This is a genomic window from Hydrogenophaga sp., assembly GCF_035481345.1.
Classification (GTDB): domain Bacteria; phylum Pseudomonadota; class Gammaproteobacteria; order Burkholderiales; family Burkholderiaceae_C; genus Hydrogenophaga.
The window spans coordinates 1-21,726 of record NZ_DATIGV010000106.1; the positions used below are offsets into that span (position 1 = coordinate 1).

Consider the following 21,726-nt stretch of genomic DNA (forward strand, 5'->3'; position numbering starts at 1 on the left):
CGGCGCATCGAACAGCACCGGGTAGGCGTCGACGTGTGGCGGCGGCGCGTAGGGAAAGCGTGCCTCCAGCAAGGGGATGCGCGAGTCCACGAACCAGGCCGCCAGGCCGTGGATGTTGCGCAGCACCGAGACCACGCACAGCTCGGTCAGCGCACCCGGGTCGCGGTGCAGGCGCAGCACGATCTCGGCGCGCTCGCCACTGGCCTCCACGCCCAGCGCGATGGCGTTGGCGAGCAGCCCGTGGTGTCGGCACCAGCGCTTGAGCGCCACGCCCAGCGTGGGCGCCGACAGCGAGGCGCGCCCCAGCAGCCCATAGCTGCCCCAAGGCAGCGCGCGCTCGAAACAGCCCAGGGCCTCGTCGTCAAGTTCGCGCATGGCCGCGTAGGACACGGCCTCCATCTGCGCGGCCGTGATGCGCGCCCGCGAATCGTTCAGCCGTTCTGGCGGAATTTGTGCCTGTGCCAGTGCGTGGGCGGGGTCCATGCCGCGCGCCCGGTAGGCCAGTGCCATGGCCTTGACCAGCGCAATGGGGGTAAGGGCCGGCCCTTGCAGCAGTTCGGTGGTGTCCGCGGGCATGGGGCGAGTGTGCCATCGCGAACCGGGGTGTGGCGCAATTTGCAACCGCCGTGGCGACCGGCCCAACCGCCCCCGGGTGTACCCTCCCGGCGTTCGCACACACACAAGACGAGACCGGCCATGCCCATCCTGGAGACCAAGCTCAACCCCCGCTCCGCCGACTTCCAGGCCAACGCCGAGGCCATGCGCGCCCAGGTGGAGGACCTCAAGGTCCAGCTCGCCAAGGCCGCGCAGGGCGGTGGCGAGGCCGCGCGCGCCAAGCACGTCAAGCGCGGCAAGCTGCTGCCGCGCGACCGCGTGCAGATGCTGCTGGACCCGGGCACGCCCTTCCTGGAGCTGGCGCCGCTGGCCGCGCACGGCATGTACCACGGCGACGCGCCCTGCGCCGGCGTGATCGCCGGCATCGGCCGCGTCAGCGGGGTCGACTGCCTGATCGTCTGCAACGACGCCACCGTGAAGGGCGGCACCTACTACCCCATGACGGTGAAGAAGCACCTGCGCGCGCAGGAGGTGGCGATGCAGAACCACCTGCCGTGCATCTACCTGGTGGATTCGGGCGGCGCCAACCTGCCCAACCAGGACGAGGTCTTCCCCGACCGCGACCACTTCGGCCGCATCTTCTACAACCAGGCCAACATGAGCGCGCAGGGCATCGCGCAGATCGCGGTGGTGATGGGCTCATGCACGGCGGGTGGCGCCTACGTGCCCGCCATGAGCGACGAGACCATCATCGTCAAGAACCAGGGCACCATCTTCCTGGGCGGCCCGCCGCTGGTGAAGGCCGCCATCGGCGAGATCGTGAGCGCCGAGGACCTGGGCGGCGGCGACGTGCACACGCGCCTCTCGGGCGTGGCCGACCACCTGGCGCAGAACGATGCGCACGCCATCGCGCTGGCGCGCCAGGCCGTGGCCACGCTCAACCACCGCAAGGAGGTGGCGCAGGCGCTGATCGAGCCGCGCGCGCCGAAGTACGCGCCCGAGGAGATCTACGGCGTCATCCCCACCGACGTGCGCAAGCCCTACGACGTGCGCGAAATCATCGCGCGCCTGGTGGACGGCTCCGAGTTCCACGAGTTCAAGGCGCGCTTTGGCAGCACCCTTGTCTGCGGCTTCGCACACATCGAGGGCATGCCCATCGGCATCGTGGCCAACAACGGCGTGCTGTTCTCCGAAAGCGCGCAGAAGGGCGCGCACTTCATCGAGCTGTGCGGCCAGCGCAAGGTGCCGCTGCTGTTCTTGCAGAACATCACCGGCTTCATGGTGGGCCGCAAGTACGAGAGCGAGGGCATCGCGCGCCACGGCGCCAAGATGGTGACGGCCGTGGCCACGGTGCAGGTGCCCAAGTTCACCGTCATCATCGGCGGCAGCTACGGCGCGGGCAACTACGGCATGTGCGGCCGCGCCTACAGCCCGCGCTTTCTCTGGATGTGGCCCAACGCGCGCATCAGCGTCATGGGCGGCGAGCAGGCCGCGAGCGTGCTGGCCACCGTCAAGCGCGACGGCATCGAGGCCAAGGGCGGGCAGTGGAGCGCGGACGAGGAAGCCAAGTTCAAGCAGCCCCTGCTGGACCAGTTCGCGCACCAGTCGCACCCGTATTTCTCCAGCGCCCGCCTGTGGGACGACGGCGTGATCGACCCCGCCGACACGCGACGCGTGCTGGCGCTGGCCCTGTCGGCCACGCTGAACGCGCCGATCGGCGAGCCGAAGTTTGGCGTGTTCCGCATGTGATGTGTATGATTTGAATGTTTCATACACATTCAAGTGTGATTGGCATGCGAACAAACATCGACATTGATGACGACTTGATGGCGGCTGCCATGGCGGCCGGCGAATTCAAGACCAAACGGGAAGCGGTGGAAGAGGGCTTGCGCCTGATCAAGCGGCGCAAGGCCTACGCCGATTTGCTCGCCGCGCGTGGCACCCTCTTTTGGGACGACTCGGATGCAGCATGGGCCAAGGCCCGTGAAGAAGCCCAGTCTCTGGCGGTCGCCGAAGTGGCCGCGACACCCTATCGGGCGAAGGCCGGCGCGTCGCGCGCGAAAGTGCAAAAGACAGCGGCCGCGAAGCCGGCCAAGCGGGCACGGGGCAAGTCGGCATGATCCTCGTGGACTCCAGCGTATGGATCGACCACTTTCGCGGCACCGCGAACGCCCAGACCCGGCAACTGGAGCGTTGGCTGTCCGGGCAGGACGGTCCGCAAGACATTGGCGTGGCGGATCTGGTGGTGTTTGAAGTGGTGCGCGGATTTGCCACGGCCAGGGCACAGGCCCGGGCGCGCGATCTGTTGCTGGCGCTGGAAGTGGTGGAGATCGGGGGCGTGGACAACGCCCTGCAAGCGGCCACGCTGTACCGCCGCCTGCGCGAGACGGGCCGCACCGTGCGCAGTCCCATCGACGTGCTGCTGGCCAGCTACTGCATGACGCATGGCCACGTGCTGCTGCACCGCGACGCTGACTTCGAGGCCCTCAAGGGCCTGGGAGGGCTGGACACGTGGCCGCACTGAGCCCCTGGCCCACCCACTTCCTCACCCTCGCGCGCTACCACGCCTGGGCCACACGGCGCCTGCTGGACGCGGTGGCCGCGCTCGACGGCGAGGCCTACCGGCGCAACGTCGGCCTGTTCTTCAAGAGCGTGCACGGCACGCTGAACCACCTGCTGGTGGGCGAGTGCCTGCTGTGGTTCAGACGCTTCGCGCACGGCGAATCGCCCGCGCTGCGGCTGGATGCGGAGGCCGAGCCCGATCGTGCCCGGCTGGCGCGGGCGGTGCTCGATGGCGCCATCGCCTGGGAAGGCGCGATCGCGGCCTGGCCCGCAGAACGCTTCGATGGCCGCATCCGCTATACGCGCATGACCGGGGCCGTCGTGGACCTGCCTTTCGCCCCCACGCTGGCTCACGTGTTCAACCACGCCACGCATCACCGCGGCCAGATCACCGCGGCGCTCACCATGCTCGGGCAGCCGGGCCCTGAACTGGACCTCGTTTACTTCCTGCAGATACAGGAAGCCAAGACCGGCTGAAGCCGGCGACCTCGACGGAGACAAAGCTGTGGAAACCACGATCTACGACACCCCCGAGCACCAGACCCTGCGCGAGCAGGTGGCGCGCTTCATCGCGCGCGAGGTGGAGCCGCACGCCCAGGCCTGGGAAGAACAGGGCTTCGTGCCGCGCGAGGTGCTGCGCCGCATGGGCCAGGCCGGCCTGCTGGGCATTGCCTTCGAGGGCGAGCACGGCGGCGGCGACGCCGACGCGCTGACCAACCTGGTGTTCGCCGAGGCCCTGTCGCAGAGCACCTTCGCCGGCTTCGTCATCACCGTGCTCGTGCACACCGACATGGCCGGCCCGCACCTGCACCACGCGGGCAACGCCGCGCAGAAGGCGAAGCACCTGCCCAGGGTCTGTGCCGGCGAATCGATCTGCGCGGTCGCCATCACCGAGCCCGGCGCGGGCTCCGACGTCGCGGGCATCCGCACGAACGCGAAGCGCGACGGTGACCACTGGGTCATCAACGGCACCAAGATGTTCATCACCAACGGCGTGCACGCCGACCTGTACTTCGTCGCGGCCAAGACCGGGCCCGGCAAGCGCGAGGTCTCGATGTTCATCGTCGAGAAGGGCACGCCCGGCTTCAGCGTGGGCCGGGCCCTGCACAAGACGGGCTGGCTCAGCTCCGACACCGCCGAGCTGGTCTTCGACAACGTGCGCGTGCCCGCCGCCCACCTGCTGGGCGAAGAGGGCAAGGGCTTCTACGCGGTGATGAAGAACTTCCAGACCGAGCGCATCGCGCTCGGCGCCATGGCCGTGGGCCACTGCCAGCGCGCGCTGCAGCTCACACTGGACCACGTGCGACAGCGCCAGGCCTTCGGCGGGCCGCTGTGGGATCAGCAGGTGATCCGCCAGCGCCTGTCCATGCTCGACGCCAAGGTGCGCGCGGCGCGCCAGTTCATGTACCACTGCGCCTGGAGCGTGACGCAGGGCAGGGACATCGTGCAGCAGGTGTCCATGCTCAAGGCGCTGACCGGCGAGCTGGTGAACGAGGTCGTGCAGACCTGCCAGCAGTTCCACGGCGGCATGGGCTTCATCCGCGAGACGGCCATCGAGCGCCTGTGGCGCGACGCGCGCGTGCTGGCCATCGGCGGCGGCGCGACGGAAGTGATGCTGGAAGAAGTAGCGAAGAGGTATTGAGATGAGCGACGTGATCGATGTGTCCCGCCCCAGCGCCCACGTGGCGTGCGTGTGGCTCAACCGCCCGGACGTGCGCAACGCCTTCAACGACGAGGTGATCGCCGCGCTCACGCGCGCCTTCGACGCCCTGTCGCAGGACAAGGACCTGCGCGTGGTGGTGCTGGGCGCGCACGGCAAGGCCTTCTGCGCCGGTGCCGACCTGAACTGGATGAAGGCCATGGCCGGCTACTCCTGGGACGACAACCGCGCCGACGCGCAGCGCCTGGCCGACATGCTCTGGACCCTGGACCAGTGCCCCGTGCCCGTGGTGGGGCGCGTGCAGGGCGACTGCTACGCGGGCGGCATGGGCCTGGCGGCCATCTGCGACGTGCTGGTGGCGGTGGAGGGCGCGACCTTCTGCCTGTCCGAGGCGCGCCTGGGCCTGCTGCCCGCCACCATCAGCCCCTACGTCATCCGCGCCATGGGCGCGCAGGCCGCGCGCCGCTACATGGTCACGGCCGAGCGCTTCAGCGCCGCACAGGCCCAGGCCCTGGGCATGGTGCACGAACTGGCCACGCCCGAGACGCTGGACGCCCGGGTCGACGAGATCGTCACCACCCTGGTCAACAACGGCCCCGCCGCCGCGCGCGCCTGCAAGGCCCTGGTGCGCGACGTGGCGGGCCAGCCGATCACGGCCGAACTGCGCGCCGACACCGCGCGCCGCATCGCCGACGTCCGCGCCAGCGAGGAGGGCCGCGAAGGCCTGGCCTCCTTCCTCAACAAACGCGCGCCGAACTGGTTGTGAAATGAAGCACCCCCCGCGCCGCTTCGCGGCTCCCCTCTCTCGCCTGCGGCGGGAATGGGGCGCACCCAGAGGCCTGGAAAGCCAGTTCCTCGGGTGCTCTGGGGCAACGCGACATGAATGACGCACTGCAATCCCTGGGCACCCCTGAGCCGCTGGCGCTGGTGGCCCCGCTGTGGCTGGCCACGAATCACCCCCTGGTGTTTGCCGTGTTGCTGGTGGTTATCGTGCTCGCCATGTGGTGGATCACGTGGACGCTGTTCCGTTTCCTGCACGCGCTGTGGCGGCGCGTGCTGGGGCGGGCGCAAGAACCGGCATGAACAACAACAACCTGATATGGCCCGAGCTGGCCGCCCGCAGCCTGGCGCGCGTCTGGCACCCCTGCACGCAGATGGCGCGCGCCGCCCGCCGCCCGCCGCTGCCCCTGGCACGCGGCGAAGGCCCCTGGCTGTTCGACACCGAGGGCCACCGCTACTTCGACGCCATCTCGTCCTGGTGGGTCAATCTCTTCGGCCACAGCGACGAGGGCCTGCGCGCGGCCATCACCGCGCAACTGCACACACTGCCGCACGCCATGCTGGCCGGCTGCACGCACGAGCCCGTGGTGCGCCTGGCCGAACGGCTGTGCGCGCGCACCGGTGGCGCGCTGGCGCACGCCTCCTTCGGCAGCGATGGCGCCAGCGCGGTGGAGATCGCGCTCAAGCAGAGCTTTCACGCCTGGCGCAACCTGGGCCTGGAAGGCAAGCGCGGCTTCGTTGCCCTGCGCGGCGGCTACCACGGCGAGACCCTGGGCGCGCTCTCCGTCACCGACGTCGCGATCTTTCGCGACGCCTACGACCCCCTGCTGATGCGCAGCCACCTGGTGGACGCGCCCGACACCCGCCTCGGCAACGAGGACCAGGCCCTGGCCACCCTGGCCGCGCTGCTCGAACGCGAGGCCGACCGCCTGGCCGCGGTGCTGGTGGAGCCGCTGGTGCAGGGCGCGGCCGGCATGGTGATGCATTCGCCGCGCTACCTGAGCGAGCTGCGCCGCTTGTGCAGCGCGCACGGCGTGCACCTGATCGCCGACGAGATCGCGGTGGGCTGCGGGCGCACCGGGCGCTTCTTCGCCTGGTCGCACACCGAGCCGGCCGGCCCGGCGGACTGGCCTGACTTCCTGCTGCTGTCCAAGGGCATCACCGGCGGCACCTTGCCGCTGTCGGTGGTGCTGAGCACCGAGGCCGTGTTCCAGGCCTTCTGGTCCGACGACCCCACGCGCGGTTTCCTGCACTCGCATTCCTACACCGGCAACCCCCTGGCCTGCGCCGCCGCCAACGCCGTGCTCGACCGCTTCGACGCCGGCCAGGAGGCGCGCTGCGCCGAGCAGGCCCGCTGGCTCGATGAGGCCTTTGCGCCGCTGGCGCGCGATCCCCGCGTGGCGCATCCGCGCCAGCGCGGCACCCTCCTTGCCTTCGACGTGCCGGGCGCGCCAGCCGATTTCGCCGAGCGCTTCCACCTCGCGGCGCGCACGCGCGAGCTGCTCATCCGTCCCATCGGGCGCACGGTCTACCTCATGCCGCCCTACCTCATCACCCCACCGATCGCGGCCTGGCTGGCCGACTCGGTCACGGCGACGCTCAACGATGTGGTCTGAGCACCTGCGCCAGCGCCTGGACGAACTCGATGCGGGCGGCCTGCGGCGCCATCTGCGCGTCGCCGAGACGGGCACGGCGCCACGCCAGCGCGTGCGCGATGCCCAAGGCCACTCGCGCGAGTTGCTGCTGTTCTGCAGCAACGACTACCTCGGCCTGGCCGCGCACCCCGCCATCGCCGAGGCCCTGGTGGAGGGCGCTCGCCACTGGGGCGGCGGCTCGGGCGCCTCGCCCCTGGTGAGCGGTCACAGCGCGGCCCACGAGGCCGTCGCGCACTGGCTGGCGCAGGCCTTCGCCGGGCACATTCCCCAGGCCCGCGCGCTGGGTTTCTGCACCGGCTACATGGCCAACATGGGTGTGCTCACCGCGCTCGGCGACGCCGATGTCGAGTTGTTCTGCGACCAGCTCAACCACGCCTCCCTCATCGACGGCGCGCGCCTGGCCCGTGCGCGGGTGAGCGTCTACCCGCACGCCGACATCGACGCCCTGGCCGCGCGGCTGGCCGCCAGCGCCGCGCCGCGCAAGCTCATCGCCACCGACAGCGTCTTCAGCATGGACGGCGACATCGCGCCCCTGCGCGAACTGCTGGTCCTGGCCGAGGCGCACGACGCGCTGCTGATGGTCGACGACGCGCACGGCTTCGGCGTGCTGGGCGAGCAGGGTCTGGGCGCCCTGCAGCACCTGGGCCTGCGCAGCGAGCGGCTGGTGCTCGTGGGCACCCTGGGCAAGGCCGCGGGCGTGGCGGGCGCCTTCGTGGTGGCGCAGGACCGCGTCGTCGAGTTCCTGTTGCAGCGCGCGCGCCACTACATCTTCTCCACCGCCACGCCGCCCGCGCTGGAACACGCCGTGCTCGCATCCCTGCGTTTGATCCACGGCCCCGAGGGGGCGCGGCGCCGCGCCGCGCTGCGCGAGCGCATCGCGCAGTGGCGCGCCGGCGCACAGGCCCTGCTGGCGCGCCACCCCGAACTGGGCTGGCACCTGCTCGAGTCGCACACGCCGGTGCAGGCCCTCGTGGTGGGCGGTAACGCCCGGGCCATGGCCTTGTCGGCGCGGCTTGAGACCCAGGGCCTGCGCGTGGCGGGCATTCGGCCGCCCACGGTGCCGGTGGGCACCGCGCGCCTGCGCGTGACCCTGTGCGCCGAGCACAGCGCCGGAGACGTCGAGCGCCTGCTGCACGCGCTCGAACTCGCCGCCCTGTCGCTGTCCGAGGAGACCGCCTGATGCAAGGCCTCTTCGTCACCGGCACCGACACCGAGATCGGCAAGACCTGCGTGAGCGCCGGCCTGGTGCACGCGCTGCAAGCGCGGGGCTGGCGCGTGGCGCCCTTCAAGCCCCTGGCGGCCGGCCAGCGGCGCGGCGCGGACGGCGCCTGGTTCAACGAAGACGTGCGCCACCTGCACGCCGCACAGACCCTGGGCCTGAGCGAGGCCGAGATCGGCCCCTTCCAGTGGCGCGAGGCCTGCGCGCCGCACATCGCGGCCGCTCACGAAGGCCGGCCCCTGGACCGCGAGGCCGTGCTGGCGGCGGCGCGCGCGCTTGCATCGCGCGCCGACCTGCTGGTGGTCGAAGGCGTGGGCGGTTTTCGCGTGCCGCTGCTGCCGGGTTGGGACACGGCCGACCTCGCCGTCGACCTCGGCCTGCCCGTGCTGCTGGTGGTGGGCCTGCGCCTGGGCTGCCTCAACCACGCCGCGCTCACGGCCGAGGCCGTGCGCGCGCGCGGCCTGCGGCTGGCGGGCTGGGTCGCCAACACCATCGACCCGGCGTTCGCCCCCCTCGACGAGAACCTGCGCTCGCTGCAAGACCTGCTGCAGGCGCCCCGCTGGGCGTGCCTGCCGCGCCTGGCCGATCCCACGCCTGGCGCCGTCGCGCGCCACCTCACCCTGGACCACGCACCGGCGTGGGCCTCAACGCGGAGACCCTCCCATGTTTGACAAGATCCTCATCGCCAACCGCGGCGAAATCGCCTGCCGCGTCGCCGCCACCGCGCGCCGCCTGGGCGTGAAGACCGTCGCCGTCTACTCCGACGCCGACGCGCGCGCCCGCCACGTGGCGGCTTGCGACGAAGCCGTGCACATCGGCGGCTCCGCGCCCAAGGAGAGCTACCTGCAATGGGAGCGCATCATCGCGGCCGCCCAGGCCACGGGCGCGCAGGCCATTCACCCCGGCTACGGCTTCCTCAGCGAGAACGAGGCCTTCGCCGACGCCTGCGCGAAGGCCGGCTTGGTCTTCATCGGCCCGCCCTCGTCGGCCATCGAGGCCATGGGCCTGAAGGCCGAATCCAAGCGCCTGATGGAAAAGGCCGGTGTGCCCCTGGTGCCCGGTTACCACGGCACCGACCAGGACCCGGCCCTGCTGCAGCGCGAGGCCGATCGCATCGGCTACCCCGCGCTCATCAAGGCCAGCGCGGGCGGCGGCGGCAAGGGCATGCGCGTGGTCGAGAAGAGCGAGGATTTCGCCGCCGCGCTGGCGAGCTGCCAGCGCGAGGCGCGCAACAGCTTCGGCAGCGACGCGGTGCTGATCGAGAAGTACGTGCAACGCCCGCGCCACATCGAGATCCAGGTGTTCGGCGACACGCACGGCAACTGCGTCTACCTGTTCGAGCGCGACTGCTCGGTGCAGCGGCGCCACCAGAAGGTACTGGAGGAAGCGCCCGCGCCCGGCATGACGCCCGAGCTGCGCCAGCGCATGGGCGAGGCGGCGGTGGCGGCGGCCAAGGCCGTGAACTACGTGGGCGCCGGCACGGTGGAATTCATCGTCGAGCAGCCCGAGGGCTACGACCACCCCGAGGCCATGCGCTTCTACTTCATGGAGATGAACACGCGCCTGCAGGTGGAGCACCCGGTGACCGAAGCCATCACCGGCCTCGACCTGGTGGAGTGGCAGTTGCGCGTGGCCGGCGGCGAGCCGCTGCCGCTGCGGCAGGACCAGCTGCGCATGAGCGGTCACGCCATCGAGGCGCGCATCTGCGCCGAGAACCCCGACAACCAGTTCCTGCCCGCCACCGGCACGCTGCGCGTGTACCGCAAGCCGGCGCATGCCGCCTTCGAACGCACGGACGGGAACGGCCTGGCGGCCGGGGTTCGCTTCGACGATGGCGTGCGCGAGGGCGACGCCATCAGCCCCTTCTACGACTCCATGATCGCCAAGCTCATCGTGCACGGCGACACCCGCGAGCAGGCGCTGGCGCGCCTCGACGCGGCGCTGGCCGAGACGCGCATCGTGGGCCTGGCCACCAACGTGCAGTTCCTGCGGTACGTGGTGGGCAGCGAGTCCTTCGCGAAGGCGCGGCTCGACACGGCCCTGATCCCACGCGAATCGGCCGTGCTGTTCCAGCAAGACCGCGTGGGCACGCCCACGGCGGTGGCCGCCGCCGTGGCGCAGACCCTGCTGGGCGAGCGCGCGATGGAGGGCGCCGATCCCTTCTCGCGCCGCGACGGCTTCCGCTCGCACGGCCTCACCACGCGCCGCTTCGACTTCGAGCTGGCCGGCGCCACCTTGCAGGCCACGCTCACCTATGGCCGCGACGGTGCGCTCACGCTCGCGCTGGGCGACGTGCAGGGCCCGCTGGTGGTCGAGCCCCTGAACGACGGCCGCTTCGACCTGCAGTTCGCCGGCCGCCGCGACACCGTGCAGACCTGGACCACCGGCGAGACCGTGCACGTGTTCACCACGCGCGGTGCCACCAGCCTGATCGAGATCGACCTGCTGGCCCATGCGGGCGAAGGCGAGGGCGAGGGCGGCCGCCTCACCGCGCCCATGCCCGGCAAGGTGGTGTCCTTCGCCGTGAAGGCCGGCGACGCGGTGAAGAAAGGCCAGGCGCTGGCGGTGATGGAGGCCATGAAGATGGAACACACCATCGCCGCGCCGGCCGACGGCACCGTGGCCGAGCTGCTTTACGCGCCGGGCGACCAGGTGGCCGAGGGGGCGGAATTGCTCAAGCTGGCGGGCGCGAACTGACGCCCCCACGCTCCGCACTGCGTGTCGTCGCTGCCCCCCGAGGGGGCGCGAGTCGCCTTGGGGCGGCCCCGCGGCGGCGCCGCTCGTTAGCATCCCCCCCATGCACATCACCGTCTGCGTCAGCCAACAGAAGCCCGAACCCTGGCAGCAAGGCTTACAGGCCGCGTTCCCCGACGCCACCGTCAGCGTGTGGCAGCCCGGCAGCCCGCCCGCCGATTACGCCGTGGTGTGGGCGCCGCCCCAGGCCTTCTTCGACGAACAGCCCGGCTTGAAGGCCGCGTTCAACACCGGCGCCGGCGTGGACGCGCTGCTCAAGCTGCGCATCGCGCCGGCCACGCGCATCGTGCGGCTCGACGACGCCGGCATGTCGGTGCAGATGGCCGAGTTCGCCTGCCACGCGGTGATTCGCCACTTCCGCGAGCTCGACGGCTACGAGGCCGACGTGCGCGAGGGCCGCTGGAGCTACCGCAAGCCGCGCGCCCGCGCCGACTACCCGGTGGGCGTCATGGGCCTGGGCGTGCTCGGCGAGCGCGTGGCGCGCGCGCTCACGGTGTTCGACTTTCCCGTGCATGGCTGGAGCCGCTCGCCCAAGGCCATCGACGGCGTCACCTGCCACGCGGGCGAGGCGCAGTTCGACGCCTTCCTGGCGAGCTGCCGGGTGCTGATCAACCTGCTGCCGCTCACGCCCGAGACCGAGAACCTACTGAACCGACGCACCCTGAGCCTGCTCAAGCCCGGCGGCTACCTCATCAACCTCGCGCGAGGCGCGCACCTGGTCGACGATGACCTGCTCGCCCTGCTGGACAGCGGCCACCTGGCCGGCGCCACGCTCGACGTCTTCCGCACCGAACCCCTGCCCGCCGCGCATGGTTTCTGGAACCACCCGAAAATCACGGTCACGCCGCACACCTCGGCCCGCACCCTGCGCGAGGAAAGCATCGAGCAGATCGCCCGCAAGATCGCCGCCCTGGGTCGCGGCGAATCCGTCGCGGGCGAGGTCGACCGCCTGCGCGGCTATTGAAAAGGACACCCCCATGAACACGCTCCCCCATCGCGTCAAGCTCGTCGACGTCGGCCCGCGCGACGGCCTGCAGAACGAAAAGCAGCCCGTGCCCGCCGCGGTCAAGATCGAACTGGTGCACCGCCTGCAGGCCGCCGGCCTGAAGGAGATCGAGGTCACCAGCTACGTGAGCCCCAAGTGGGTGCCGCAGATGGCCGACAACCACGAGGTGATGCAGGGCATCCAGCGCCAGAGCGGCGTGCGTTACTCGGTGCTGACGCCCAACCTGAAGGGCTTCGAGGCGTCGCTGGCCGACCGGCCCGACGAGATCGTGGTCTTCGGTGCCGCCAGCGAGGCCTTCAGCCAGAAGAACATCAACTGCAGCATCGCCGAGAGCATCGAGCGCTTCGCGCCCGTGGTGGAAGCGGCCAAGGCCAAGGGCATCGCCGTGCGCGGCGCCATGAGCTGCACCGTGGGCTGCCCCTACGAGGGCGATATCCCGCCCTCGCGCGTGGAGTACCTGGCGGGCCTCATGAAGGGCATCGGCGTGGAGCACGTGGGCGTGGCCGACACCATCGGCGTGGGCACGCCGAAGAAGGTGCAGGCCGCCTTCGACGCCACGCTCAAGCACTACGGCATCGATTCCGTCTCGGGCCACTTCCACGACACCTACGGCCAGGCCGTGGGCAACACCCTGGCCGCGCTGGAGATGGGCGTGTGGCAGTTCGACGCCTCCGTGGCCGGCCTGGGTGGCTGCCCCTACGCCAAGGGCGCCACCGGCAACGTCGCCACCGAAGACGTCGTCTACCTGCTGCACGGCATGGGCATCGACACCGGCATCGACCTCGACGCGCTGATCGACGCCGGCGCCTACATCAGCGAACAGCTGGGCCGGCCCACCAACTCGCGCGTGGCGCGCGCGGTGCTGGCCAAGCGCAAGGCTTGAGCCGCGACGGTGGTCGATCTAGAATCCTTACCAATTGAGAAAAAGTAAGGATTCGGGATGTACAACGCCACCCTCACCTCCAAGGGCCAGACCACGATTCCGAAGGAAGTGCGTGAAGGCCTGGGCTTGCAGCCGCACGACCAGCTCAACTTCACGCTGATGGACGATGGCACGGTCATCATGCGGGCCAAGCGCCGCAGCCTGAAGGATCTCGCGGGCCTCGCCGGGTACAAGGGCAAGCCGATTCCGGTCGAACAGCTCAAGGTGCCGCGGGGTGGCTGAAGGCAACGAGGGTCCGGTCGGGCTCGACACCAACGTCATCGCACGCCTGGTGCTGGCCGATGACGCCGAGCAGACGCGTCGCGCGCGGCGCCTGCTGGCCAGGGCCGCGACGCGCGGGCAGCTCGTGATGATCGCGCTGGGCGTTCTGCTCGAACTCGAATGGGTGCTGCGCAGCCGCGCGGGCCTGGACAAGGCCGCGGTGCTCCGTGTGTTCAAGGGCTTGCTCGAAACACGGGATCTGCGCATCGAACACGAGGCCAGTGTGGAGCGCGCCGTGTACGCCTGGGAACAGGGCTCGGCCGATTTCGCCGATTGCCTGCATCTCGCCCGCTACCGCGACATGGGATGCGACACCATGCTCACCTTTGACCGCGCCGCTGCCCGCCTCAACGGCGCCACCACTCTATGACCCCTGTTTCCGAACTGCAAACCTCTCCCGCCATCCGCCGCGTGGCCGACTGCCTGGCCGCACTGGGTCACGCGCACGCGCCCGTCATGCTCGACGACGCCGCGCGCACCGCGCAGCAGGCGGCCGACGCGCTGGGCGTGGCGCTGGGGCAAATCGCCAAGAGCATCATCTTCCGCCGCAAGGGCGACGAGCGCGCAGTGCTGGTGATCACCTCGGGCGACCGTCGCGTGGACGAGAAGCGTGTGCAGGCCCTGGTCTGCGGCGAGGGCCACAAGCTCGGCCGCGCCGACGCCGAATTCGTGAAAGCGCAGACGGGTTTTTCCATCGGTGGCGTGTCGCCGCTGGCACACGCGAACGAACCCGTCACGCTGATCGACCGCGAGCTGTTCCGCTTCGACGTGGTCTGGGCCGCGGCGGGGCATCCGCACGCGGTGTTCCCGCTCACGCCGCAGGAACTGGAGCGCTATACCGGCGCGCCGGTGGCCGACGTTGTACAGGTCCTGGCCGAATGAACACGCCCGAACGCCCCAGCCTCAAGCGCGCCCGCATGCGCCAGCCCGGCGTGGCCGTGCCGTCCCCCTGCCTGAGCGTGTGCCGGCTCGACGAGCGCCGCAGCGTGTGCGTGGGCTGCCTGCGCACGCTGGGCGAGATCGGCGCCTGGAGCCGCATGAGCGACGAGGACAAGCTGGCCGTGTGGGCGCAGCTCGAGACGCGGGAGTTGATCGTCGAATGAGCGCCGCCCGGCCGCCCGAGGGGGCTCGCACCGCAGCGCGCCGCGCGGAGGTTTCCACATGACCGACATCGAGTTCTTCTACGACCCCATCTCCCCCTACGCGCACCTGGCCTTCGCGGCGCTGCCGCAGGCGCTGATGGGCCACAGCGTGGTGCTGCACTACCGCCCCGTGCTGTTCGCGGGTCTGCTCAAGGCGCACGGTCAGCTCGGCCCGGCCGAAATTCCCGCCAAGCGCGACTGGACTTACCGCCAGATCCAGTGGCTCGCGCACACGCATGGCATCCGGCTCGAGCTGCCCGCCACCCACCCGTTCAATCCACTGCCCCTGCTGCGCCTGGGCCTGGCCAGCGCCACCGACGAGGCGCCCGGCGAGACCAGCCGCTACGTCACCGAGCTCTTGTTCCAGCACGTGTGGCACGGCGGCGCCGACGCGGCCGACCCCGCGCGCCTGGCCGAGTTGCAGGCCCGTTTGCAGGACCACGTGGCGCAACGCGGCCGGCACTGGGTCGAGCCCGACAGCGACACCGTCAAGCAGCGCCTGCGCGCCAACACCGACGAGGCCCTGACCCTGGGCCTGTTCGGGGTGCCCGCGCTGGTGGTGGACGGGCGGATCTTCTGGGGCTTCGATGCCCTGCCCATGCTCAAGGCCTGGCTGGACGGCGATGCCTGGTTCGACAGCGGTGCCTGGGAAGCGCCGGCGCGCACGGCGGTGGGCGTGCAGCGGCGCTGAACCGACCCTCAGGCCTTCTCGAAGGCCTCGCCCAGCGCCAGCACGCGCCCGGTCTGCGCGGCCTCGTAGCCCTTGAGCGCCGCCACCCGCGCGCGAAACGCCGGTGAGCGCAGCACCGCGAGCACCGGGCGCAGGCCGGGGCGCTGCATGGCGTCGACCGGCACCGCGAAGAAGTAGCGCTCGCGCAGCAGCGGGATGAAGTGCAAGCCGAAGCGGTGCGCCGCCGTCTGCACGCCGATGCCCACGTCCGCCATGCCGCTGGCCACGTAGGCCGCCACGGCCGCGTGCGTGAACTCGGTGTTGTCGTAGCCCAGCAGCGAACGCGGCGCGATGCCCTGGCGCTGCAGCAGCAGCTCGATCAGCACGCGCGTGCCCGAGCCCTCGGGCCGGTTCACGAAGCGCAGACCGGGGCGCGCCAGGTCTTGCAGCCCCTGCAGGCCCAAGGGATTGCCGGGCGCCAGGAACAGGCCCTGCGTGCGCACCGCCAGGTGCACGAGCTGGTGCTGCTCGGGCCGCAGCCAGGCAAGGTAGCGCTGCGCGGCCGCCGCCTCGAACTCGCCCAGCGGCACGTGGAAACCCGCCAGATCGCACTCGCCGTGCGCCAGCGCCGACACGGCCTCCAGGCTGGAGCGGTAGCGCAGGTCCACCGGCACCTGGCGCGCCGCGAGCTGCTCGCGCAGCGCGGCCACCGCAAAGCCGTGGCTGGCGTGCAAGCGCGCCACCGCGGGTGGGCGCCGCTGCACGCGGCCCAACTCGTCTTCCAGTTCCGAGGCCAGCGATTCCATCAGCGGCTGCAGCCGCGCGGCGATGCGCGCATCGGCCCACACCAGCTTCTCGCCCAATGCGGTGAGCGCCGATCCGCGGCCGCGCCCCCGCACCAGCAGCGGCTCGCCGAACAGGGCCTCGGCCTGGCGCAGCAGGCCCCAGGCGTGGCGGTACGACAGCCCGGCCTCGCGTCCGGCCTGGGCGATGCTGCCCGTGCCCTGAACGGTGCTCAGCAGCTCCAGCAGGGCGGTGGCGTCCAAGGGCTTGCCGTCGGCGCGGCCCATGTGCCAGCGCGGCTGAAGGCTCACGCGCATGGGATCGGGGGCGGATGGACTGGCCACGGTGCGGTGCTGATGTGCAGGACCAAACATGTTAGAGGAGTGGTCTGCCGCCCCGGGCCGCCGGCGGGGTCGGACCCATCGTTTCCTTGTTCTGACGTGATGAATTGGTGGAGAACCGGAATCGGCCGTTTGGATACCCATCGATCGCCTTTTGGATGAACGACGGTCATGCGTTTGCGATGAAGGGATGGCGGTACGCATCGCGAGCGCTCGGTCAACACACCCGCACACGGGATGCCTACTTCATGGACGAAACCGAAGCCCGCGAACTGCTCGAACGCCTGTTGAAGGCGCTGTCCGAGGAATTGCCCGCAGACCAGCCCATTGCCCCGCTGTCGGGCGATGGTCCTTTTGTCTTCGATTTCGAGATCGAATCGCAAGCCGTGAAGCTGCTGTGCGACCCTTCGCAGAAGCCGTTCTGCCTCACCGTGTCCTGTCCGCTCGGGCCCGTGCCCGAGGACGGCGCCCAGGCCGATGCCGTGCTTCGGCAGTTGCTGCGGGCCTGCCACCTCGCGGCGGGCTCGGGCACCACGGCCGGCTACGAACCCGTTGACCGCTGCTTGCATCTGCTGCACGTGGAGCCGCTGATCACCGCGAGCGCGCGCCTGCTGGTGGCTGCGATGGCGGGGCTGGTCGGGCTGGCGCGGCAATGGCGGGGCGACAAATTCCTCGGCGCCCCGCCCGCACCCCGCGCCGACGAACTGAACGCTGGCCTGCGCGCCTGAGCGGGACGCCGCGCGCCTCTGGCGCCCATTCCATCCTCTTCCTGAACGCCAACGCCGCCCCGATCGGCAGGACCTCGCACGCCCATGCAACAGACAGAACCCATGTTTCGCATCGCCACGCACGACCCTCGCCGTCACCTGATCGACTGGCTGGCGGCCATGAACTGCGTCTGGTACCCGGTGGAACTCGACCCCGAGCTCAATCCCTCGCTGGATCCGCGCGCGCTGCTGGCCGCGCAATGCAAGGTCGGCACGCAGACGGTGCTGCTGCAGCACGACCTCGACAACCGCCCCGACCACGCGCGCGTGATCTGCGTGCTGGGGCCGCTGCCGCGGGGTGGCGTGGTGCCGATGCTGCTGCGCTTGCTGCAGGCCAATCTGATCATCGCCCTGCGCGGCAGCGGCGCCGTGCTCGGCCTGGAGGCGGGGGCCGACGCCGTGTGCCTGACGGACGAACTGTCGCTGGCCGAGGGCGCCGAAGAGGCCTTTCGAGTGCGCCTGCATCACCTGGCCAGCCAGGTCGAACGCTGGCAAGAAGGCCGGCTGTTCGCCGATGCAGGGCCATGAGTCCCCACGCCCGTCGACGCCATCGCCGCTTTGCCTCAACGCCCTTGTTCCCCTTCCCGACCTTCCCATGGCCTATCGAATCTCCACCTTCCTGCGTTCGTTCTCGTCGCCTTCGGTTGCACGGCCCGGTTCGCCCGATGACAAGTCGCGACAGAGACCCGACGGCGGTACCTCGGCGCACGAGCTGTGGGGCAGCAACATCCTGCAGTCCGTGAACACGCTGCTGGCGGGCGAGGCGTTCGATCCCGAGGCCGTGTACCACCGCTATTGGATCGGGGACTACGACGACAGGGATGCAGGCACCAGCCTGTTCGGCACATTGCAGGCGGGCGCGCTGGAAAAGGCGATTGCCCAGGTGATGAAAGTGGGGCAGCGCGAACTCAAGGCCAAGCCGTCCGACAAGAAGCACTTCATCGACCTGTTCCAGCCGCTGCTGGACGCGGCGAGCGTCGCGGTTGCGCAATCGTCCGGTGGCCACACGGCATCACCGTCCATGCCAGCGCCTCTGAGCATCAAGCGCATCGTCAACGCGCTGTACAACAACGAGCACCAGAACAACGTCGCGAAAGCGCTGGAATGGTTCGGCGGGCGCATCGGAGAAGCGCTCTGGACCGCGCTGGATCTGGTCGAGGACGCCATCATGGAGGATCCGGAACTCACCATCGGCGAAAACGACCGCAAGCGGTTGCGGGCCGACATCGCCAGCGTCCGGCAACTGGTGCTGATGGCCGAAGCCGATGCCTTGCTCGACGGTGGCGTTTCGCCGCATCCGCTCGCCCGCCCCCCGTCAAACGCGGGCACCGGGTGCTTCCAGCCGAGGCACGTGGTGCACGCGCTGCTCGATCATCCACCGGGAGCCGACGTCAGCGGCCTATGGGCCCTGTTCGGGGAGCGCCAGGGGCTGGCGCTGTTGACGGCACTCGATGAGGTCGAGCAGGCCTTGTACGACCCCGTGTTGAAGGATTTGATCGGCGATCGTGATCGCCAGAAGATCAGCGCCTGCATCGAGCAGATGCGGCAGAGCGTTCACGTGGACGAGAAAGACCTTCCCACCGCGGAGGTGCTCAGAGCAAAGACGCCGTCGTCCAGCGTGCCGCCGGAGCCATGGGACGTGATCAATCGTTTGCTCAAAGGCAAACACGTCGAGGACGACAGCACGGCCATGATCGAGCTGTTTGGCGGATGCACGGGGGACGCGCTCTGGAGCGCACTCGACGGGGTCGAAGCCGCTCTCCACGAGGATGCCCGTTCCGGGCAGCACGCCAGGGTGCCGACGGAGCAGCGCGAGGAGGTACTCGCCTGCCTTGAGTCGTTCCGGCAGCGGCTGACGCGCGAAAGTCAGGCGAGTGACGCGACCATCGACGCGCTGATCGCTGAAGTCGAGCAGATGCTCGGGTCCGCCGATGCTTCGCAGGAATCCGCGCCTCACATGGAGCCACCCGGGCCCGCGCTGGACGTGCTGGACCGTCTTATCGTGGAGATCGAAGCGCGCAAGCGGCAGCCGCGGCAGTTGGTCAGGCGCCGGCCGCTGGCGGACGTGAGGATCGACGCGTTCAGGAGGACCTTGGAGCTCGGTGGCGTGAAGGCCATGCCGCGCCTGCTCGCGCACCTGGCGCCGCAGCAGCAATGGCACGTGATGGCCACCCTGGTGGAAGACCCGGTGCTGCAAGGCCGATACCCGGATTTGCTGGCCCTGGAGGCGATGGTCTACCGGAGCTACGTCGCCCGCCAGCGCGGAGACCAACCCCTGGAACGCGTGCGCAACTGGTATCGGCTGCTGTCCACCCAGTCCCGCGTGCCGCCCGCGCCGCCTGCCGTGCCCGCGGGCTTCGAGCCCCAGGAGTGGATCCACCTGTTGTGGATCACGCTCTATCGGCGTTACCCGGAACGCTCGGGTCAGCGGGACGAACTGGGCCGCGCCCTCGACAGGTACCAGAAGGCCCTGGGCGTCAAGACGGACCGGGAACATGGCGAGGCCTTGTGGCTCGACTCGGTGTCGGCCGCATTGAAGGTGTCGGTCTGCGGACATTCGCTGCTGGAGGCCTTGCGCGAGCGCCTGGGCAAAGACTCGAACGTCGGCCTGGCGCTCACGGCCGCCCTGGCGGAATTGCGCACCTTCGATGAGAACCAGCAAGGCTTGCTCTACCGGGCTGCCGCCATCCTGATCGCCACACACAACCACAGCCTGCCTTGCATCGCCGTGCCGTACGGCAAGACCCAGGTGCCTCAGCAACTGAACATCTTCTATCCCAGGAAGCCGAAACTGAGCGATCCCCCGGCGACCTGGGACCGCTACCGGGAGCTGGTGGACAAATGGACGGTCGAGGAACCCTTGGTCGCCGGCGACCAGCGCAAGGTCCGGGAATGGTTGTCCGCCCCACCGAGCACGAAGTCCGCGCCGGATGGACAGGGCACCGTCGCGCTCACGGCAGGCGAGCAGTGCGATCGACTGCTCTGCGCGATGGAATTGCCACCCAAACGGGTGGAACTGGCGCTGCTGGTCATCGTGCAGTCCTGCAAAGACCCGGATGACCGGGAGATGTACCTCCTGGCCCGGCGCCTGCTGTCGGAGCTGCTGTATTCGGAGCGCAACTACGGCGGCCGCAACAAGCCCATGTCCGCACGCGACATCGTCTGGCGAATGCTGGGTGTGGTGGCCAATGGCCTTCGCGAAGGCGGGGCGCATGGGCTGGCCTTGTTCGGTGCGCGCGTTGCCGCCTACTACGTCGGTCCCTGGGCGGTCCCCGTGATGGGCGTGGTCAGCGGCGGTTTGTCGCTGTGGGCCTGGCATCACCTCGAGCAAGCCAAATCCCCGGACTATCGGTTGAACCCGAGCCCGCTGCTCGACAACCTGATCCGTCTGGTGCCCAGCTTGAACACGGTGGCCTTGTCGAGCCTCTTCCTGTGCACGGGCATCCTGCCGGTGACGCATGGCATCAATGTCCCCTTGGACATCGGCGAGGCGCTGTATCTCATGAACATCATGCGCCTGCTGCGACAGTTGATGCAAAGCGGGACGCAGCCCTTGGCGCGCCTCTTCCGCCTGACCGATCGGCGGGGCGCCGGTTTGTCGTCCCAGGTGGCCTTCTACGTGAACTGCGGCCGGGACGCGGCCTATCTGGTCAGCACGGTCAGCTTCCTGATTTACTTCGCGGACTACCTCAATGGGCTGGTGGCGCAATGGGGGCCGCCGGGGTCCGCGGCCGAGGTCATGCGGTATCTGGGCATGGTATCCACGTCCTCGGCGCTGAACGAAGCGGCCGATGGCATGAACCCCGACATCACTATCCTGTCGGCCAGGTTCGTGTCCTGGCTCAAGGGCGCCTTGGGGCTGGGGGAGGACGACCTCATGCTGCAGCCCGGGGTGCCCATGCAATGGGCGGATGTTCCACGCCATATGCAGGACCACATCGCCGGGCGCATCACCATGGTGGGCTTGATGGACTCTGTGCTGGCCGCCGCGGCGTTGGCCGTTCACCTGAAACAGCCCGGCCTTGCCCTCTTCTTCCGGTGGATGGCGACCTTGTTGAACGCGTTCATGGGTGCTCTGCGCGGCCGGGAGCTGACCTACATGAGAACCACCGACCCAAGGGCCTCGGCGGTGGCGGTGCACGATGGGTTCACCCCCCCCCGAAACCCCGATGGCCTGCTGGTGGCGATGGGGTACGCGGCGTCCGGGGTCCTGTCCCAGGCGCGCCAGGCGGCGCGTTGGCTGGGCCTGGTGGCGGGGTCTCATCAGATGGGGGTGGTGCTGCCGCCGCAGGCGCGAGAAGTGATGCGCGGGCGGGCCAACACGCTGGTGCAGTCGTCCCGAGGGCGCAGCGCCGCCCCCGACAGCCGGCCGGAGGAGGAGGATGCCCCGGATGCCGATGAGGAGGGTTCGCAGCAGCTCGTCGGTCTGTCGGGTGGGACCCCGGTGGAAAGGACCCCGGTTATGAAGCGAATGCCCCGGCCGGACGACGACAGCGAATACTCCGGCCCCCTGGTCGATCTGTCCGACGGGACCCCTCGATTGCAGAGGACGCCCATCGATCCGCCTCCGGACGATTTCAGTGAGCGGTGAGCTTGCGCCGCTCCCGAGCCCTGGAAAGTCCATATAG

General features: G+C 69.9%; 23 protein-coding genes. 21 read left to right on the forward strand and 2 right to left on the reverse strand.

Annotation, left to right across the window (positions count from 1 at the left end; genetic code table 11):
• Positions 1–576, reverse strand: a 576-nt coding sequence (locus VLG41_RS11315) for an AraC family transcriptional regulator (RefSeq protein WP_325349503.1), incomplete at its 3' end; no start/stop codon positions are given.
• A gap of 120 nt (positions 577–696) precedes the next feature.
• On the opposite strand from VLG41_RS11315, the gene VLG41_RS11320 reads away from it, so the two are divergent.
• From VLG41_RS11320 to VLG41_RS11405, 18 genes are all read left to right on the forward strand, one after another.
• Positions 697–2,304 (forward strand): carboxyl transferase domain-containing protein, encoded by a 1,608-nt coding sequence (locus VLG41_RS11320; protein ID WP_325349504.1) that lies wholly within the window; start codon positions 697–699, stop codon positions 2,302–2,304.
• 44 nt (positions 2,305–2,348) lie between these two features.
• The gene (locus VLG41_RS11325; protein ID WP_325349505.1) at positions 2,349–2,675 is read left to right on the forward strand and encodes a type II toxin-antitoxin system VapB family antitoxin; all 327 of its coding nucleotides are present in this window, start codon (positions 2,349–2,351) and stop codon (positions 2,673–2,675) included.
• Positions 2,672–3,079, forward strand: coding sequence for a type II toxin-antitoxin system VapC family toxin (gene vapC, locus VLG41_RS11330; protein WP_325349506.1), 408 nt, complete (start codon positions 2,672–2,674; stop codon positions 3,077–3,079). Before VLG41_RS11325 ends, vapC begins: the two co-directional genes overlap by 4 nt.
• Positions 3,067–3,594, forward strand: coding sequence for a DinB family protein (locus VLG41_RS11335; RefSeq protein ID WP_325349507.1), 528 nt, complete (start codon positions 3,067–3,069; stop codon positions 3,592–3,594). The genes vapC and VLG41_RS11335 overlap by 13 nt, the downstream gene beginning before the upstream one ends.
• A gap of 28 nt (positions 3,595–3,622) precedes the next feature.
• Positions 3,623–4,759: an acyl-CoA dehydrogenase family protein gene (locus VLG41_RS11340; RefSeq protein ID WP_325349508.1), complete on the forward strand. Its 1,137-nt coding sequence runs from the start codon at positions 3,623–3,625 to the stop codon at positions 4,757–4,759.
• Between the two features lies 1 nt (position 4,760).
• Positions 4,761–5,543: an enoyl-CoA hydratase/isomerase family protein gene (locus VLG41_RS11345; protein WP_325349509.1), complete on the forward strand. Its 783-nt coding sequence runs from the start codon at positions 4,761–4,763 to the stop codon at positions 5,541–5,543.
• Positions 5,544–5,656: 113 nt separating this feature from the next.
• On the forward strand, positions 5,657–5,860 hold the full coding sequence (locus VLG41_RS11350) for a hypothetical protein (RefSeq protein ID WP_325349510.1): 204 nt from the start codon (positions 5,657–5,659) through the stop codon (positions 5,858–5,860).
• Positions 5,857–7,173 (forward strand): adenosylmethionine--8-amino-7-oxononanoate transaminase, encoded by a 1,317-nt coding sequence (gene bioA / locus VLG41_RS11355; protein WP_325349511.1) that lies wholly within the window; start codon positions 5,857–5,859, stop codon positions 7,171–7,173. The genes VLG41_RS11350 and bioA overlap by 4 nt, the downstream gene beginning before the upstream one ends.
• The gene (locus VLG41_RS11360; protein ID WP_325349512.1) at positions 7,163–8,392 is read left to right on the forward strand and encodes an 8-amino-7-oxononanoate synthase; all 1,230 of its coding nucleotides are present in this window, start codon (positions 7,163–7,165) and stop codon (positions 8,390–8,392) included. The genes bioA and VLG41_RS11360 overlap by 11 nt, the downstream gene beginning before the upstream one ends.
• The gene (gene bioD, locus VLG41_RS11365) at positions 8,392–9,102 is read left to right on the forward strand and encodes a dethiobiotin synthase (RefSeq protein ID WP_325349513.1); all 711 of its coding nucleotides are present in this window, start codon (positions 8,392–8,394) and stop codon (positions 9,100–9,102) included. The genes VLG41_RS11360 and bioD overlap by 1 nt, the downstream gene beginning before the upstream one ends.
• On the forward strand, positions 9,095–11,128 hold the full coding sequence (locus VLG41_RS11370; protein ID WP_325349514.1) for an acetyl/propionyl/methylcrotonyl-CoA carboxylase subunit alpha: 2,034 nt from the start codon (positions 9,095–9,097) through the stop codon (positions 11,126–11,128). The genes bioD and VLG41_RS11370 overlap by 8 nt, the downstream gene beginning before the upstream one ends.
• Before the next feature lie 100 nt (positions 11,129–11,228).
• The gene (locus tag VLG41_RS11375) at positions 11,229–12,149 is read left to right on the forward strand and encodes a glyoxylate/hydroxypyruvate reductase A (RefSeq protein WP_325349515.1); all 921 of its coding nucleotides are present in this window, start codon (positions 11,229–11,231) and stop codon (positions 12,147–12,149) included.
• A 13-nt stretch (positions 12,150–12,162) separates the two neighbouring features.
• The gene (locus VLG41_RS11380; RefSeq protein ID WP_325349516.1) at positions 12,163–13,074 is read left to right on the forward strand and encodes a hydroxymethylglutaryl-CoA lyase; all 912 of its coding nucleotides are present in this window, start codon (positions 12,163–12,165) and stop codon (positions 13,072–13,074) included.
• A gap of 57 nt (positions 13,075–13,131) precedes the next feature.
• Complete coding sequence (locus VLG41_RS11385; RefSeq protein WP_325349517.1) at positions 13,132–13,356, forward strand: AbrB/MazE/SpoVT family DNA-binding domain-containing protein; 225 nt, start codon at positions 13,132–13,134, stop codon at positions 13,354–13,356.
• Positions 13,349–13,765, forward strand: coding sequence for a type II toxin-antitoxin system VapC family toxin (locus VLG41_RS11390; RefSeq protein ID WP_325349518.1), 417 nt, complete (start codon positions 13,349–13,351; stop codon positions 13,763–13,765). Before VLG41_RS11385 ends, VLG41_RS11390 begins: the two co-directional genes overlap by 8 nt.
• Complete coding sequence (locus VLG41_RS11395) at positions 13,762–14,277, forward strand: YbaK/EbsC family protein (RefSeq protein WP_325349519.1); 516 nt, start codon at positions 13,762–13,764, stop codon at positions 14,275–14,277. The genes VLG41_RS11390 and VLG41_RS11395 overlap by 4 nt, the downstream gene beginning before the upstream one ends.
• Positions 14,274–14,498, forward strand: coding sequence for a DUF1289 domain-containing protein (locus tag VLG41_RS11400; protein ID WP_325349520.1), 225 nt, complete (start codon positions 14,274–14,276; stop codon positions 14,496–14,498). Before VLG41_RS11395 ends, VLG41_RS11400 begins: the two co-directional genes overlap by 4 nt.
• Before the next feature lie 58 nt (positions 14,499–14,556).
• Complete coding sequence (locus VLG41_RS11405) at positions 14,557–15,228, forward strand: 2-hydroxychromene-2-carboxylate isomerase (protein ID WP_325349521.1); 672 nt, start codon at positions 14,557–14,559, stop codon at positions 15,226–15,228.
• Between the two features lie 8 nt (positions 15,229–15,236).
• On the opposite strand, the gene VLG41_RS11410 is transcribed toward VLG41_RS11405, so the two are convergent.
• Positions 15,237–16,307 carry a substrate-binding domain-containing protein gene (locus tag VLG41_RS11410; RefSeq protein WP_414652489.1) on the reverse strand — a complete coding sequence of 357 codons (1,071 nt, stop codon included), beginning with the start codon at positions 16,305–16,307 and terminating at the stop codon, positions 15,237–15,239.
• Between the two features lie 182 nt (positions 16,308–16,489).
• On the opposite strand from VLG41_RS11410, the gene VLG41_RS11415 reads away from it, so the two are divergent.
• From VLG41_RS11415 to VLG41_RS11425, 3 genes are all read left to right on the forward strand, one after another.
• The gene (locus VLG41_RS11415; protein ID WP_325349523.1) at positions 16,490–17,059 is read left to right on the forward strand and encodes a type III secretion system chaperone; all 570 of its coding nucleotides are present in this window, start codon (positions 16,490–16,492) and stop codon (positions 17,057–17,059) included.
• Positions 17,060–17,143: 84 nt separating this feature from the next.
• Positions 17,144–17,626, forward strand: coding sequence for a hypothetical protein (locus tag VLG41_RS11420; RefSeq protein WP_325349524.1), 483 nt, complete (start codon positions 17,144–17,146; stop codon positions 17,624–17,626).
• A gap of 67 nt (positions 17,627–17,693) precedes the next feature.
• Positions 17,694–21,689, forward strand: coding sequence for a hypothetical protein (locus VLG41_RS11425; protein ID WP_325349525.1), 3,996 nt, complete (start codon positions 17,694–17,696; stop codon positions 21,687–21,689).
• Positions 21,690–21,726 lie beyond the last annotated feature (37 nt).